The organism is Streptomyces sp. NPDC037290 (assembly GCF_055603245.1).
The window spans coordinates 535,457-549,477 of sequence record NZ_JBVJVZ010000001.1; the positions used below are offsets into that span (position 1 = coordinate 535,457).

Annotated in this window: 15 protein-coding genes; 8 read left to right on the top strand and 7 right to left on the bottom strand. The window is 72.4% G+C overall.

The genetic code is table 11. From position 1 onward, the window contains the following. Positions 1-74: 74 nt before the first annotated feature. Positions 75-1,007, top strand: a complete 933-nt coding sequence (locus ACZ7HQ_RS02420; RefSeq protein WP_470983605.1) for an SCO2400 family protein — start codon at positions 75-77, stop codon at positions 1,005-1,007. Positions 1,008-1,194: 187 nt separating this feature from the next. After that, complete coding sequence (locus ACZ7HQ_RS02425) at positions 1,195-2,346, top strand: serine hydrolase domain-containing protein (RefSeq protein WP_470983607.1); 1,152 nt, start codon at positions 1,195-1,197, stop codon at positions 2,344-2,346. Between the two features lie 81 nt (positions 2,347-2,427). Here the strand turns inward: ACZ7HQ_RS02425 and ACZ7HQ_RS02430 are convergent, their stop codons facing one another. From ACZ7HQ_RS02430 to ACZ7HQ_RS02440, 3 genes are all read right to left on the bottom strand, one after another. Continuing rightward, on the bottom strand, positions 2,428-3,099 hold the full coding sequence (locus ACZ7HQ_RS02430; protein WP_470983610.1) for a hypothetical protein: 672 nt from the start codon (positions 3,097-3,099) through the stop codon (positions 2,428-2,430). A gap of 109 nt (positions 3,100-3,208) precedes the next feature. Beyond that, positions 3,209-3,628: an organic hydroperoxide resistance protein gene (locus ACZ7HQ_RS02435; RefSeq protein ID WP_470983611.1), complete on the bottom strand. Its 420-nt coding sequence runs from the start codon at positions 3,626-3,628 to the stop codon at positions 3,209-3,211. 95 nt (positions 3,629-3,723) lie between these two features. Continuing rightward, the gene (locus ACZ7HQ_RS02440) at positions 3,724-4,758 is read right to left on the bottom strand and encodes an NADP-dependent oxidoreductase (RefSeq protein WP_470983614.1); all 1,035 of its coding nucleotides are present in this window, start codon (positions 4,756-4,758) and stop codon (positions 3,724-3,726) included. Between the two features lie 88 nt (positions 4,759-4,846). Here ACZ7HQ_RS02440 and ACZ7HQ_RS02445 point away from each other — a divergent pair, with 88 nt between their 5' ends. Genes ACZ7HQ_RS02445 through ACZ7HQ_RS02455 form a run of 3 tightly spaced genes read left to right on the top strand, consistent with a single transcriptional unit; the run spans position 4,847 to position 6,719 of the window. Beyond that, positions 4,847-5,284, top strand: a complete 438-nt coding sequence (locus ACZ7HQ_RS02445) for a MarR family winged helix-turn-helix transcriptional regulator (protein WP_470983616.1) — start codon at positions 4,847-4,849, stop codon at positions 5,282-5,284. Between the two features lie 20 nt (positions 5,285-5,304). Beyond that, positions 5,305-6,108: an EI24 domain-containing protein gene (locus ACZ7HQ_RS02450; RefSeq protein ID WP_470983619.1), complete on the top strand. Its 804-nt coding sequence runs from the start codon at positions 5,305-5,307 to the stop codon at positions 6,106-6,108. Beyond that, a complete protein-coding gene (locus tag ACZ7HQ_RS02455) occupies positions 6,105-6,719 on the top strand; it encodes a LysE family translocator (protein WP_470983620.1) in 615 nt (204 codons plus the stop codon). Before ACZ7HQ_RS02450 ends, ACZ7HQ_RS02455 begins: the two co-directional genes overlap by 4 nt. Before the next feature lie 15 nt (positions 6,720-6,734). Here the strand turns inward: ACZ7HQ_RS02455 and ACZ7HQ_RS02460 are convergent, their stop codons facing one another. Together ACZ7HQ_RS02460 and ACZ7HQ_RS02465 are read right to left on the bottom strand one after the other, a co-directional pair. Next, positions 6,735-6,872, bottom strand: a complete 138-nt coding sequence (locus ACZ7HQ_RS02460; RefSeq protein ID WP_470983623.1) for a hypothetical protein — start codon at positions 6,870-6,872, stop codon at positions 6,735-6,737. A 264-nt stretch (positions 6,873-7,136) separates the two neighbouring features. Then, positions 7,137-7,718: a TetR/AcrR family transcriptional regulator gene (locus ACZ7HQ_RS02465; protein WP_470983624.1), complete on the bottom strand. Its 582-nt coding sequence runs from the start codon at positions 7,716-7,718 to the stop codon at positions 7,137-7,139. Positions 7,719-7,823: 105 nt separating this feature from the next. On the opposite strand from ACZ7HQ_RS02465, the gene ACZ7HQ_RS02470 reads away from it, so the two are divergent. After that, complete coding sequence (locus ACZ7HQ_RS02470) at positions 7,824-10,265, top strand: beta-glucosidase H (protein ID WP_470983627.1); 2,442 nt, start codon at positions 7,824-7,826, stop codon at positions 10,263-10,265. Between the two features lie 136 nt (positions 10,266-10,401). Next, complete coding sequence (locus tag ACZ7HQ_RS02475) at positions 10,402-11,334, top strand: hypothetical protein (protein WP_470983629.1); 933 nt, start codon at positions 10,402-10,404, stop codon at positions 11,332-11,334. Here the strand turns inward: ACZ7HQ_RS02475 and ACZ7HQ_RS02480 are convergent. After that, positions 11,331-12,302, bottom strand: a complete 972-nt coding sequence (locus ACZ7HQ_RS02480; RefSeq protein WP_470983632.1) for an aldose epimerase family protein — start codon at positions 12,300-12,302, stop codon at positions 11,331-11,333. The genes ACZ7HQ_RS02475 and ACZ7HQ_RS02480 overlap by 4 nt on opposite strands. 26 nt (positions 12,303-12,328) lie before the next feature. Further along, entirely contained in the window at positions 12,329-13,222 is an 894-nt protein-coding gene (locus tag ACZ7HQ_RS02485) for an SGNH/GDSL hydrolase family protein (protein WP_470983634.1), read from the bottom strand. Positions 13,223-13,499: 277 nt separating this feature from the next. Between ACZ7HQ_RS02485 and ACZ7HQ_RS02490 the strand changes: the two genes are divergently transcribed. After that, entirely contained in the window at positions 13,500-13,994 is a 495-nt protein-coding gene (locus tag ACZ7HQ_RS02490; RefSeq protein ID WP_030341287.1) for a DUF3145 domain-containing protein, read from the top strand. The last annotated feature ends 27 nt before the right edge of the window (positions 13,995-14,021 follow it).

A 14,021-nucleotide genomic window follows, 5' to 3' on the forward strand; every position in this document is an offset into this window, starting at 1 on the left:
TCTTTCGTTTTCTACGAAACTTTCACAGCGGTGCCTAGGAACATGACCCATGGGGAATCTAGTCTTCCGGCGTCATGGACTACTGCCACCCGTGCCAACGGCACCTCAACGGCGCCCTGGCCTGCCCCGGGTGCGGAGCACCGGCACACCCCGCCGCGGAAGCGACGGTCGCGTACGCCCACGCGGGCACGGGTGAGATGCCGGGGTACGGCGTGCCCCACCAGTACGCGCAGCCCGAGTCCCACGAGTCCCGCATCCCCCAGCAGTACCGGCCTGCCGGGCCGGAACGGACGGGGTGGACGAAGGAGCCCGAGCCGCAGGAGAACTGGGCCCCCGGCGCGGAGGCCGGGTCCCTGGCCGACGGCGACCCGGGCCCCGGGGCCGACGTCGAGTCCGACGCCGAGTCCGACGCCGGGCCCGCCGGTGGCCGGGCCGCCCGCCGCAGAGCGCGCGGCACCGCCGCCGTGGGTCCCGCCGACGCCGACGCCAGCCGCCGTGACCGCAAGGCCGCCGCCCACCGGCGCCGGCGTCGCCGCGCCCTGCTGGTCACCGCGGGCTTCGTGCTGGCCGCGGGCGGCCTCAGCCTCACCGAACTCGGCACGGACGCGCCCTTCTCGCCCTTCTCCAGCGGCCAGCCGGACCCGGCGGGGAACGCCGCGGCCGACGGTGGCACGTCCTCGCCGTCCCCCGGCGCCACGGCCGGCCCGGCCTCCGGCACCTCCGGAGCGCGCCCGGGCGCGGCCGGCTCCGCCTCCCCGGACGCCTCGGCCTCCGCGTCCGCCTCCAAGTCCCCGAAGGACAAGGCCTCCAGGTCGCCCGGGGCCAAGGACACCGGCACGGCGCGGCCGACCGCCACGACGGGCTCCGGCACGACCACCCAGGCTCCGGCGAACCCCGCCCCGTCCCGGCCGGCCCCCGCCCCGTCCAGCGCCCCGACGACGTCCGGCCCGTCCCCGACGCCCTCGCCCACCAAGACCTGCAACCGTTTCCTCTGGTGGTGCACCTGAGCCCCGGCGCGCACGCGCGCACCACCCCGCGCCATCCGCCATCCGGGGCATCGACGACACCCGGTGCCGCTCTCGGCGGTTGAGTCGAACAGGTACGTCGCGCCGTACCGGTCTCGGGAACGCCCCGAGCGGGAAAGGGCGTTGTGCTGAGAGGGAGCAGCGAGCAGCGGCTCGGTTGAGGAGAGCGATGACGCAGCAGATCACCGTCCAGGGCACGGTCGCCGAGGGTTTCGAGGCGGTGCGCGAGGAGTTCGCCGCCTTCGTGGCCGGTGAACGGGACGACTACGAAGGCCAGTTGTGCGCGTACGTGCACGGGCGGCGGGTCGTCGACCTGTGGGCGGGCGCGGAGGCGGACTCGCTGTACGGCGTGTTCTCGTCCACCAAGGGCGCGGCGTACCTGGTCGTCGCGCTGCTGGTGCAGGACGGCACGCTGGAGCTGGACCGCAAGGTCACCTACTACTGGCCGGAGTTCAGCGCCGAGGGCAAGGGCGCGGTGACCCTCCGGGACCTGCTGGCGCACCGGGCGGGTCTGGTCGGGATCGACGCCGGGTTCTCCGCCGAGGAGCTGGCCGACGACCGGGCGCTTGCCGAACGGCTCGCCGACCAGAAGCCGTTCTGGCGCCCGGGGACGGCCTTCGGCTACCACGCGTTCGTGATCGGCGCGCTCACCGGCGAGGTGGTCCGCCGGGCCACGGGCCACACCCTCCAGGAGGTGTACGGGGAACGGGTGCGCGCCCCCTACGGCACGGACTTCTTCCTGGGCCTGCCCGAGTCCGAGGAGCCCCGCTTCCGCCCGGTCCAGCCGATGCTGCCGACCCCCGCCCAGCAGGCCCTGCTGGACGCCCAGCAGACCGGCCCGCACACCCTGGCCTCGATCGCCTTCAACACCCACGTCCCGGAGCCGCGCACCCTGCTGGACCACGCCAACTCCCGCCTCGTACGGGCCAAGGGACCGGCGTCCGCGGGCGGCGTCGCCTCCGCACGGGGGCTCGCGACGATGTACGCGGCGGCGATCAGCGAACTGGACGACCGGCCACCGCTGCTCAAGCCCGACACCGTCGCCGAGGTGGGCCAGATCCACTCCGTCGGCTACGACCTGGTGTCCCTCGGCCACAGGTCGTACGGCCTCGGCTTCCAGGCCACCGCCGACATGGCGCACCCGGTCCTGGGCGCGGGTACCTTCGGCCACAGCGGCGCGGCCGGCAGTCAGGCGTTCGCAGACCCGCGCAGCGGCCTGGCGTACGGCTACACGCGCCGGCGGATGGCTTTTCCGGGCGGAGCGGCGCCGGAGAACGACGGCTTGGTGAGAGCGGTGCACAGGGCAGCGCTGGCGGCGTGAGGGCCGCCCCGCAGGGGCGCGGGGCTGGGGCGGTATGCGGCTCCGCCGCGTGGGCACGGGCGACCGTCATGCGTGCCGGCCTCAGCCTCCGGCGTCCTTCCCCTCAACCGTCTGCTTGATCCGGTCGATCTGAAGCCTCGCGAAATCGTCGTAGGGCTCGCCTTCGGGAAGGCCCTGACTCGCCACGCGGACCAAGGTCCCGCCGAGGCGCATGAAGATCTCGGTGTTCCGCCCGGTGAACGCGTCGGTCTCGTCCGTGTCCGCCGAGACCTTCAGCGGTTTCGCCCCGGCGCCGGCACCACGGTGCTCCTTTGCCGCCAGGCCCTTCATGGCGGCCTCCGCGTCGTCCGGCGTCCGAAAGGCGTAGATGGTGAAGACGACCTGCCCTTCGCCCCCCTGCGTGATGTGCGACGAGCCCAGCGCCACGAAGCCACCGCACTTCGTCCCCGTGTCGGCCTGACAGGTCTTGACGGACACGGCCGGCTTGTCGATGTCGACGCCGAATCCGTCCCAGCCTTCAGGGGCGCTGCCCGTGTCCACCAGGGCCCTGCGCACCTGGTCCCACGTGAGCACGACGGGTGCCTTCGACTGTTCGCCGCCGGCTCCGGCCCCCGCCCCGGCACCGCCACCGGTGCTCCCACTGCTGGCGCCGCCGTTGCCCGCGCACGCCGTGAGCGCCGCCGCCAGCGCGGCTCCCACCGCAATCCCCCGTGCCACTCTGAACACCGTCAACTCCTTCGCGGACCGGATCATTTGGCATGCACCCAACCGCACGGACGTGTCGACCGCCAAATCCCCCCGCCGAAAAGAGACCGCACCCCACGTCCAAGGGTGCGGTCTCCGCAGTACGCAACGACGATCGTCAGACCAGCGTCACGCTGATGTTCCCGCGCGTCGCCTTCGAGTACGGGCACACCTGGTGAGCCTTCTCGACCAGTTCCCGCGCCACCTCGGCGGACACGTTCGGGATGCTCGCCGAGATCTCCACGATGATCCCGAACCCGTCGTCGTTCTTGCCGATCCCGACCTTCGCGGTGACGGTCGACCCGGAGACGTCGGCTCCCTCCTGCCGGGCGACGACCCCGAGCGCGCCCTGGAAGCAGGCGCTGTACCCCGCGGCGAACAGCTGCTCCGGGTTGGTCCCGGATCCGCTGCCGCCCATCTCCTTCGGCGGGTTGACGACGACGTCGAGTCGGCCGTCGTCCGTGGCGACCCGGCCGTCACGGCCGTTCTCGGCGGTGGCGACGGCGGTGTACAGGACGTCGGACTGCGTGATGGGCATGCGGTTGTCTTCCTCCTCGGTCCGCCGCGACTCGCGCCCACGATCGACGACGGATTTCGGAACGAAGTTACCGCATGCCGGAAATTCAGTGAAGGCTAGAGCTTGACGATCATCTTCCCGATGTTGTCGCCCCGCAGAACCCCGAGGAACGCCTCCAGGTTGTTCTCGATGCCCTCGACGACCGTCTCGCGGTACTTCAGCTGCCCCGAGGCGACCCAGGGTCCGACCTGCTGGACGAACTGCTGCTGCAGGTCGTAGTGGTCGCCGACCAGGAAGCCCTCGATACGGCCGCGGGTCTGGATGAGACGGGCGAGGTTCCTCGGTCCCGGCGCGGGCTCGGTGTTGTTGTAGACCGAGATCATGCCGCAGACGGCGATCCGGCCACCCTGGTTCAGCGAACCGATCGCGGCCTCCAGGTGGTCCCCGCCGACGTTGTCGAAGTACACGTCGATGCCGTCGGGCGCGGCCTCGCGCAGCTGCTCGGCGACCGGGCCGTTCTTGTAGTTGAACGCGGCGTCGAAGCCGTACTCCTCGACCAGCAGCTTGACCTTCTCGTCGGAGCCGGCCGAGCCGATGACCCGCGAGGCGCCCATGAGCTTGGCGAGCTGGCCGACCTGGCTGCCGACGGCGCCCGCCGCGCCGGACACGAAGACGATGTCGCCCTCCTTGAAGGAGGCGGTGCGCACCAGGCCGGCGTAGGCGGTCAGGCCCGTCATGCCGAGCACGCCGAGGTACGCCGACAGCGGCACGTCGTGGGCGCCGGCGTCGACCTTGACGGCCGGAACGGCCGTCGGGCCGACCTTGACCGCGTTCTTCGCGTCCACGACCGCGTACTCGCGCCAGCCGAAGAAGTGCAGGACGTGGTCGCCGGCCTCGATGCCCTCGGCGTGCGAGGTGATCACCTCGCCGACCGCGCCGCCCTGCATGACCTTGCCCAGCTCGAAGGGGGCCGCGTACGACTTGGCCGCCGACATCCGGCCGCGCATGTACGGGTCCACGGAGAGGAACTTGTTCCGCACCAGAACCTGGCCCTCGCCCGGGGTGGGGACCGGGGCCTCGACGAGCGCGAAGTCCTCGGGCTTCGGCCAGCCGACGGGGCGGCTGAGCAGGTGCCACTCGCGGTTGATCATGACAGAGCCTTTCCTGATTACTTCAGTACCTGAAACAACCATGCGCTTCAATATTTCAGGATGTCAAGTAAGCGGGTATCCTGGTGGCATGGCCACACCACCGAAGCCCCACCGCCCCGACGCCCTGACGATGGAGGTCGTCGAACTCATCGGGGACGTGGTGGCCCGCTTCTACACCGACTACGAGGAAGCGGCGGGCGAGCACGCGCTGACCGGACCGCAGGCCCGGCTCCTCAGCCTGCTGTCGGCGGAGCCGCTGCCGATGCGGAAGCTGGCGCACAAGCTCAAGTGCGAGCCGTCGAACGTCACGGGCATAGTGGACCGCCTGGAGTCCCGCGGCCTGGTGGAGCGCCGCCCCGACCCGGCCGACCGCCGGGTCAAGGTGGCCGCCGCCACCGACGACGGCCTGCGCGTCGCCCGTGACCTGCGCGAGGGCCTCCGCTTCGCCCGCGAACCCCTGGCCGGTCTCTCCGAGGACGAGCGCCGCTCCCTGCGCGATCTGCTGAGCCGCATGCTGGCCGGCTGAGAGTCGGTAGAGTTCCCGCCATGCGCGATCTTGGGGCGGGATTCGGTTATCTGCTGAAGGGGCAGCGCTGGATGGCCCGGCACGGCCGCCAGTACGGCTTCGGGCTGCTGCCGGGGCTGATCACCCTGGCCCTGTACGCGGCGGCGCTGGTCGCGCTCGCGGTGTGGGGCGAGGACGCCGTCACCTGGGCGACCCCCTTCGCGGACGACTGGTCCAGCCCGTGGCAGGGCCTGTTCCGCGGTTTCCTCACCGCCGTGCTGTTCGCCCTCGGGCTGCTGCTGGCCGTGCTGACGTTCACGGCCGTCACCCTGCTGGTCGGCCAGCCCTTCTACGAGAGCCTGTCGGAGAAGGTCGACGCCGACGTCTCGCCCGACGGCACCGCCCCGCGGTCGGACCTGCCGCTCTGGCGCGAGCTGTGGATATCGGCCCGCGACAGCCTGCGCGTCCTGGTGCGGGCCGCGCTGTGGGGGGTGCTGCTCTTCGCCTTCGGCTTCCTGCCGTTCGTCGGGCAGACGGCCGTCCCCGTGATCGGCTTCTTCGTCACCGGCTTCTTCCTCACCGAGGAACTGGCCGCCGTGGCCCTCCAGCGCCGGGGCGTCGACCTGCGCGCCCGGCTCGCCCTGCTCCGCTCCCGCAAGACCCTGGTCTGGGGCTTCGGCACGCCCCTCGGCCTGGCCTTCCTGGTCCCGTTCGTCGCGGTGTTCCTGATGCCGGGCGCGGTCGCGGGAGCCACGCTCCTCGCCCGTGACCTGCTGGGCGAGGAGAACGCCGACGACGGCTCCGCTCCCGACGGGGAGCCCGACATGGAGGACGTCACCCCGTGACCCAGATACTCGCCGTCGCCGTCATCACGGTCCTCGCCGTGATCGCCCCCGGCGCCGACTTCGCGATGATCGTCCGCAACAGCTACCTGTACGGGCGCCGCACCGGCCTGCTCGCCGCCGCGGGCGTCGCCGCCGGTGTCCTGGTCCACGTCACCTACACCCTGCTCGGCGTCGGCCTGCTGATCGCCTCCTCCACCGCCCTGTTCACGGTGATCAAGCTGATCGGCGCGGCCTACCTCGTCCTCGTCGGCATCCGCACCTACCGCACCCGCGGCGAGCTGAAGATCGACCTGGACGACCGGCGCGAGCTGACCCCGCTCGCGGCGCTGCGCACCGGCTTCCTCACCAACGTGCTCAACCCGAAGACGACCCTCTTCGTCGTCTCCACCTTCGCCCAGGTCGTCAGCCCGGACACCCCGCTGTACCAGCAGGTGGGGTACGGCCTGTTCATGTCGCTCGCCCACCTGCTCTGGTTCGGCGTGGTCGCCGCGTTCTTCTCGCAGGCCCGGATGCGGACCCTGATGCTGGGCGCCCAGAAGATCCTCAACAAGGTCATCGGCTCGGTCCTGGCCGGCCTCGGCGTCAGCCTCGCGCTCGCGCCGTCGCACTGAGCGGACCGGCCGGCTTCAGCGGGGGATCCGTTCCGCCGCCTCCCGCAGCGCCGCCACGAAGGCCCGTGCCGCCGCCGTGAGGGACCGTCCCCGCACCGTCGCCGCGTACACGGCCCGCGGCGGGGCGTCCTCGGCGTGCAGGGGCAGCAGCACGACATCCGGGCGTACGGACGCGGCGGCCGGCGCCGGGACCGGCGTCCCCCCCGAGACCGGCGGCGACGTAGCCCTGCTTGGCGGTCCACTCGGCGACGACCTGGGCGACGCGCGGCCGGAAGCCCTGCCGCACGGCCGCGTCGAGGAGGGTGCCCTCGGGCCGGGCGCTGCCCGCGATCCAGTCGGCGTCGGCGAGCCGCGCCGGCCGCACCCCCCCTCGGCCGGGGCGAGCGGATGGCCGACGGGGACGGCGAAGGGCGAGCCTCAGTCCCCCCGCTCGCCCAGCAACCGCACGAAGTCCCGGAACGCCCCCGGCATGTCCACCGAGTCCGGGTCCAGGAGCCACTGGTACTGTAGACCGTCCATCACGGCCACGAGCAGCGGTGCGGTGCGCTCCGGTGTGAGGCCGTTCGGCAGGCTGTCGCCGTACTCGGCGCGCAGGACCGACGCCATCGACTCCCGTACGCGCGCGTACCGTTCGGTGAAATACCCCCGCGCCGGGTGGCCCTCGGTCACGCTCTCGCCGAGCAGCGCCGAGAAGGTCTGGATGATCGCCGGGCGCATCGCGTTGTACTCCACCAGGGACGCCAGCAGATCCATCCGCCACTGCGTGTCCGGTACCGCGTCCCACCGGTCCCGCTCCTGCAGCACGGCCACCAGCAGGGCGTCCTTGGTGGGGAAGTAGTGCAGCAGGCCCTGCTGGGTGAGGCCGACGCGCTCGGCGACCGCGGCCAGGCTCGCGCCCCGGTAACCGCGCTCGGCGATCACCTCCAGCGCCGCCCCGACGATCTCCGCACGCCGCTCCTCGCTCCTGACCCTCGCGTTCATGAGGTCACCGTACGGCACTCACCCGAGTCGGAGATAACAGCAAGATTACGAAACCTACCGTGTTACAGGGGGTAGATGCACGATGGAGGCACCTGCACGGACGCCCAACGAGGAGGTACCGCGATGGCGGGATCCCAGCCCACCCCGGCCGACACGGCCCGCGAGGCGGCCGTCGAGGCCGCCCTCGGCAAGCTCGGCCTCGACGCCAAGGCGCGGCTGCTGGCCGGCCAGGACATGTGGACCCTGCCCGCGCTGCCGGAGATCGGCCTGAAGTCCCTGGTCATGTCCGACGGTCCGATCGGCGTCCGTGGTGTGCGCTGGAGCGCCGACGACCCGTCCGTCGCCCTGCCCTCGCCGACCGCGCTCGCCGCCACCTGGGACCCCGAACTCGCCCGCCGCGCGGGGGTGCTGCTCGCCCAGGAGGCCCGGCGCAAGGGCGTCCACGTCCTGCTCGCGCCCACCGTCAACCTGCACCGCTCCCCGCTCGGCGGGCGCCACTTCGAGTGCTACAGCGAGGACCCGCTCCTCACGGGCGCGATCGGCAGCGGCTATGTCACCGGCGTCCAGTCCGGCGGAGTCGGCACCACCGTCAAGCACTTCGTCGCCAACGACGCCGAGACCGACCGCTTCACCGTGAACAACCTGGTCCCCGAACGCGCCCTGCGCGAGCTGTACCTCGCCCCCTTCGAGGCCATCGTCGCGGGCGCCCGCCCCTGGGGCGTCATGACCGCCTACAACACGGTCAACGGCACGACGATGACCGAGCACCACCACCTGGTCAACGAGGTCCTGCGGGGCGAGTGGGGCTTCGACGGCTTCAACGTCTCCGACTGGATGGCCGCCCGGGACACCGTCGGCGCCATCTCGGGCGGCCTCGACGTCGCCATGCCCGGACCGCGGACCGTCTACGGGGAGGCCCTCGCCCGCGCCGTCCGGGACGGCGAGGTCGCCGAGGAAGCCGTCGACGCGGCCGTACGCCGGGTGCTCCGGCTCGCCGCCCGCGTCGGGATCCTCGACGGCGCCGAACCCGTCGTACCCGAACCGCCCGCGCCCGTCGACGGCGAGGCGCTGGCCCGCGAGATCGCCCGCCGCTCCTTCGTCCTCCTCCGCAACGAGAACAGCGCCCTCCCGCTGCGGCCGAACGGCACGGTGGCCCTGATCGGCGCCGCCGCCCGCGACGCCCGTGTCCTCGGCGGCGGTTCGGCCACCGTCTTCCCGGCCCGGATCGTCTCCCCGCTCGACGGCCTCACCGCCGCACTCCCCGAGGGCACCCTCAGCTACGCCGTCGGGGCCGACCCGGCCACCGAACTGGGCGTCGCCGACCAGGGCTTCAGCCTCGGCGCCGTCTGCCGCGACGCCGACGGCCGGGTCACCGGCACCCGCTCCGCCCCGAACGGCCTGATCCAGTGGATGGGTTCGGACCTCCCCGAGGGCGTCACCCACGCCACCCTGCACACCGTCGAACTCACCGGCACCTTCACCCCCCGCGCGAGCGGCCCGCACACCTTCGGCATCAAGGGCATGGGCCCCTTCACGCTCACCATTGACGGGACGACGTACTACGACGACGTCCAACGCCCCGACAAGGACGACCCCTTCGAGGCCTTCTTCGGCGCCCCCGTACCCCGTGCCCAGGCCGAACTCACCGCCGGTGAGCCGGTCGACATCTCCCTCACCCATGTCGTCCAGCTCCCCGAGGACCTCCCGATGAAGGTCGTCACCTTCGCGCTCGCCCACGCCGAGCCGCAGCGCGACGCCGAGGAGCTGATCGCCGAGGCCGCCCGGGCGGCGCGCACCGCGGACACGGCCGTCGTCGTGGTCGCCACCACCGACCGGGTGGAGTCCGAGGGCTTCGACCGTACGGACCTGAAGCTCCCCGGCCGCCAGGACGACCTGGTGCACGCCGTCGCCGCCGCCAATCCGAACACGGTCGTGGTCGTCAACTCCGGCTCCCCGGTCGAAATGCCCTGGTGCGACGAGGTCGCCGCGGTCCTGCTCAGCTGGTTCCCCGGCCAGGAGGGCGGCGCCGCCCTCGCCGACGTCCTCACCGGCGCCCACGAGCCCGGCGGCCGCCTCCCCACCACCTGGGGCGCCCTCGGTGACGCTCCGGTCACCCAGGTCACCCCGACCGACGGTGAACTCCACTACACCGAGGGAGTGTTCATCGGCTACCGCGCCTGGGAGCGGGCCGGCCGCACCCCCGCCCACCCCTTCGGCCACGGCCTCGGCTACACCGACTGGGCCTATGAGTCCCTGGACGTCGACGGCACCACCGCGCGCATCCGCCTACGCAACACGGGCGAGCGACCCGGCCGGGAGGTCGTCCAGGTCTACGTCTCCCCGGCCGGGCCCGGCCCCGAGCGCCCGGCCCGGCTGCTGGCCGGCTTCGCCTCCGCAGAGGCGGGCCCCGGCGAGAGCGCCGAGGTGACCGTCGCCCTGCCGCGCCGCGCCTTCGAGGTCTGGGACGAGGCGGCGAAGACGTGGGTGTGTGTGAAGGGTTCGTACGAGATCGCCGCCGGACGCTCGATCGTGGACCGCAGGCTCACCGCGCCGATTAACGTCTGATCCGGGACAAGTCCCCCACGAGCAGCCCCGGTCCGGGACCTGACCCCTGGACCGGGGCTCGTCCCGTCCGGGTACGGATAGACTCCCGGCCCGCGAACAGCGGACAGCGCACAGCACCGGGCACGGGGGAGAGAGCGTGTATCCAGGCCAGCAGCACCAACCCAGTCCTTACGGGCAGCAACAGCCGGGCCCCTACGGGCCGCCGCAGCCGCCCGCAGGACCGTACGGACAGCAGCCGGCGGCGCCGTACGGGCCCCAGCAGCCGGGGCAGTACGGCGGGCAGCCGTATCCGCCTCAGCAGCCCTATCCGCCGCAGCCGTACCAGCCGCACCCGTCGCAACAGACCGCACCGGCGCCCGCCCAGCAGCTCGGCGAGGGGCGGATGCGGCTGGACCCGAACCTCACCCCGGCCCAGCGTGATCTGGCGCTGAAGATCCAGGCCAAGTCCAAGCCGATGGCCTACGGCATGGTCCTGGGCATTCCGCTCACCTTCGGCGGCGTCCACTACGGCATCACCGAGAAGCCCCTCGGATTCGTCGCGGCGCTCGCCGGACTGGCCCTGCTGGCCTTCGGGGTCTACTCCCTGCTGCAGATGCAGGGCCTCAAACGGCAGCTGAGGCTCGTCACGGCCGACGCCTGGCGTTCCCCGGCCGCGCATCTGCCCGGCGCCCGCAAGGCCGCCACCCTGGCCGCCTACCTCAACGGTCTGCTGGTCCTGCTGTCCCTCGCCGCGACCGGCTATCTGCTCTACAAGGGCGCCGGCTGGGGTGCGTACGGCAACTCCCTGGGCTTCGGCGCCCTGATGCTCGGCGCGGCCCTGCCGTTCGGCATGGCGCTGTCCGCGGCGACCACCATCCCGCAGCTGCTCCGGGTGGTTCCGGCCGGGGCGAAGGTTGGCCGGAGCCTGTACTCCATCATCTTCGTGCTGGCCACGACGGTGACCGGTGAGGGGATCAAGGGGCACACGGTGGGGCCGGCGGTGGCCGGCGTCGTGACCCTGCTGATCTGCGGCGGGGCGATGTCCCTGCTGGGCAGGGCGGCCAAGCGGATGCGGGGCGAGACCGTCTAGCGGACCCCGAACCCGTACACCGTCTGCGACCTGAGGACCGCCCCCGGCCGCAGCACCGTGCTCGGGAACTCCGGCCGGTTCGGGGAGTCCGGGAAGTGCTGGGTCTCCAGGGCGATGCCGTCTCCCGGGGCGAACGGCTCGCCCAGGTGGTCGGCGGTGTACAGCTGGAGGCCCGGTTCGGTCGTCGCCACGGTCAGGGTTCGCCCGGAGGCCGGGTCGTACAGCTCGGCGACCTCCTCGGGGGTGCCGGTCACGCCCTTGTCCAGGACGAAGTTGTGGTCGTAGCCCGAGCCGACCTTGCGAGCGGCACGGAAGTCGAAGCGGGAGCCGGTCACGTCCTCCAGGACGCCCGTGGGGATCAGCTGGGTGTCGGCCGGGGTGAAACGCGAGGCGGCGAGCCGCAGTTCGTGGCCGCCGGCGTGGCCCGCGCCGGACAGGTTGAAGTAGCTGTGGTGGGTGAGGTTGATCACGGTCGGGGCGTCGGTGACCGCCTCGTACGCGATCCGCAGCGCGCCGGAGGCGTCGAGCGAGTAGGTGGCCGACACCTCGACCCGGCCCGGGAAGCCCTCCTCGCCGTGCGGGCTGACCCGGCTCAGCCGCACCCCGTGGTCCACCGGCTCCGCCGCCCACACCCGCTTGTCGAACCCTTGCGCGCCGCCGTGCAGGGAGTTCGGGCCGTTGTTCGGTTCCAGGGCGTGGACGACCCCGTCCAGCCGGAAGCGGGCGCCCGCGATCCGGTTGGCGTACCGGCCGACCAGGGCGCCGGCGTACGGCTCCGGGTGGGCGCGATAGCCGTCCAGGCCGGCGAAGCCCAGTACCACGTTCGCCGTCCGGCCCTCCCGGTCCGGCACCTCGACCGAGCGCACGATCCCGCCGTACGTCAGGACCTCCACCCGTGTCCCGGCGCGCTCCAGTGTCCAGCGGTGGACCTCGGTGCCGTCGGAAAGTGTGCCGAAAAGTTCGCTCATGTGGAAAACCCTAGGCGAGGAGTGTCCTAGGCAACCGGACTGGCCGCGGTGATCGTCCGGTAGGCGATGGCCGCGAGCCGGGCCTGGCCGTCCCTGCTGGGATGGAACCAGTCCCAGTGGCTGAGCTGGTCGGTGCCGAAGCGGTAGTCGTACACCGCGTTGTTGTCGAAGCGGCAGCGGCGGTCCTGGGCGCAGACCTCCTTCAGCACCTTGTTGTACTCCACCACCCGCTGCTCCACCTGGTCACGGCGGAGTGCGGCCCCGCTGGTCAGGTCGTCCGCGCCGGACAGCATCGACGGGCAGATGCCCAGCTTCCACACCTGCTTGCCCAGCGGATCGGTGCGGCCCTCGGACCACAGCCGCTTCAGGTTCGGCACGCTCGACACGTACACCTGTGTCTTCGGCCGGGCCGCACGCAGGGTGTGCAGCGCCTCCTCGAAGTCCGCGCGGAAGTCGGCCACCGGGGTCATCGCCCGCGCCGAGGACCGGCAGGCGTCGTTCGCGCCCACCATCACCGTCACCAACTCCGGGCCGCGGGCCGCCGCCTGGGCCATCTGCTCCGGCAGGTCCGCCATCCGGGCACCGGTCTGCGCGTAGTTCCAGCTGCGCTCCGCCGCGCCCGTGACCCCGAGCAGGCGCACCGCCAGGCTGTCGACCTTCGCGTCGCTGCCCGTCGCCCACGACACCTCGGGGCAGTCCGACAGCACCGTGCACGCGTCGAAGCCGCGGGTGATGGAGTCGCCGACGGCGGCGATCGAGTCGGGGTTGCGGTTCCACACCGGGGCGGGCCTGGCGGCGTGTGCACCGGTGGCCTCAGGCGCGGGCGAACTGCCGTCCCCGGCGTCGCACCCGGCGACCCCCAGCACGGCGGCCGCCACGACGGCGAGAGCGGCCCGCCCACGACTGATTCGCTTCCGCATCCCCTGCTGATCCCCTCGTCGTCCAACCCGGCGTCACCGCGTCCCGCCTCTGTGCTTCCTCCCATAACAACGTGCGAGGGTTCCCGACCCGGCGCCTTGGAACGGAGCACCCCCGTACAAGCGTCCCCCTGGGTGAATGGCGCAGGTTTCCTGGCACCGGGACCGACGGTACGTCACACTCCTTGCACCGCCGCAGGGTAGCCTCGCCATCAACGCGGCCGTCGTGCCACTGCCGCCAGCCAGTCCGCAAGATGTCCCGCTCTGCCCGGAGGTTCCGGTGACGACACGTGGAGTTCTGTACGTGCACTCCGCGCCGCGCGCGCTGTGCCCGCACGTCGAGTGGGCCGTCGCGGGGGTGCTCGGCACGCGCGTCAACCTCGACTGGATCCGGCAGCCCGCGGCCCCCGGCACCTGGCGCTCGGAGTTCTCCTGGCAGGGCGAGGCGGGCACGGCCTCCAAGCTGGCCTCCGCGCTGCGCGGCTGGCACCTGCTCCGCTTCGAGGTCACGGCCGAGCCCTGCCCGACCGCGGAGGGCGAGCGCTACAGCTGCACACCCGACCTCGGAATCTTCCACGCCGTCACCGGCATCCACGGCGACATCCTCATCCCCGAGGACCGTCTGCGCGCGGCGCTGACGCGCTCCCAGCGGGGCGAGACCGACCTGGAGGCCGAGATCGCCAAGCTGCTGGGCAAGCCCTGGGACGACGAACTGGAGCCCTTCAGGTACGCGGGCGAAGGCGCCCCGGTCCGCTGGCTGCACCAGGTGGTCTGAGTCTGCGCACCCACGTCTCCTGTCCGG

Coding starts and splice junctions, on each gene's coding strand:
- ACZ7HQ_RS02420 (WP_470983605.1), top strand. CDS start 75: ATGGACTACTGCCACCCGTGCCAACGGCACCTCAACGGCGCCCTGGCC.
- ACZ7HQ_RS02425 (WP_470983607.1), top strand. CDS start 1,195: ATGACGCAGCAGATCACCGTCCAGGGCACGGTCGCCGAGGGTTTCGAG.
- ACZ7HQ_RS02430 (WP_470983610.1), bottom strand. CDS start 3,099: ATGATCCGGTCCGCGAAGGAGTTGACGGTGTTCAGAGTGGCACGGGGG.
- ACZ7HQ_RS02435 (WP_470983611.1), bottom strand. CDS start 3,628: ATGCCCATCACGCAGTCCGACGTCCTGTACACCGCCGTCGCCACCGCC.
- ACZ7HQ_RS02440 (WP_470983614.1), bottom strand. CDS start 4,758: ATGATCAACCGCGAGTGGCACCTGCTCAGCCGCCCCGTCGGCTGGCCG.
- ACZ7HQ_RS02445 (WP_470983616.1), top strand. CDS start 4,847: ATGGCCACACCACCGAAGCCCCACCGCCCCGACGCCCTGACGATGGAG.
- ACZ7HQ_RS02450 (WP_470983619.1), top strand. CDS start 5,305: ATGCGCGATCTTGGGGCGGGATTCGGTTATCTGCTGAAGGGGCAGCGC.
- ACZ7HQ_RS02470 (WP_470983627.1), top strand. CDS start 7,824: ATGGCGGGATCCCAGCCCACCCCGGCCGACACGGCCCGCGAGGCGGCC.
- ACZ7HQ_RS02480 (WP_470983632.1), bottom strand. CDS start 12,302: ATGAGCGAACTTTTCGGCACACTTTCCGACGGCACCGAGGTCCACCGC.
- ACZ7HQ_RS02485 (WP_470983634.1), bottom strand. CDS start 13,222: ATGCGGAAGCGAATCAGTCGTGGGCGGGCCGCTCTCGCCGTCGTGGCG.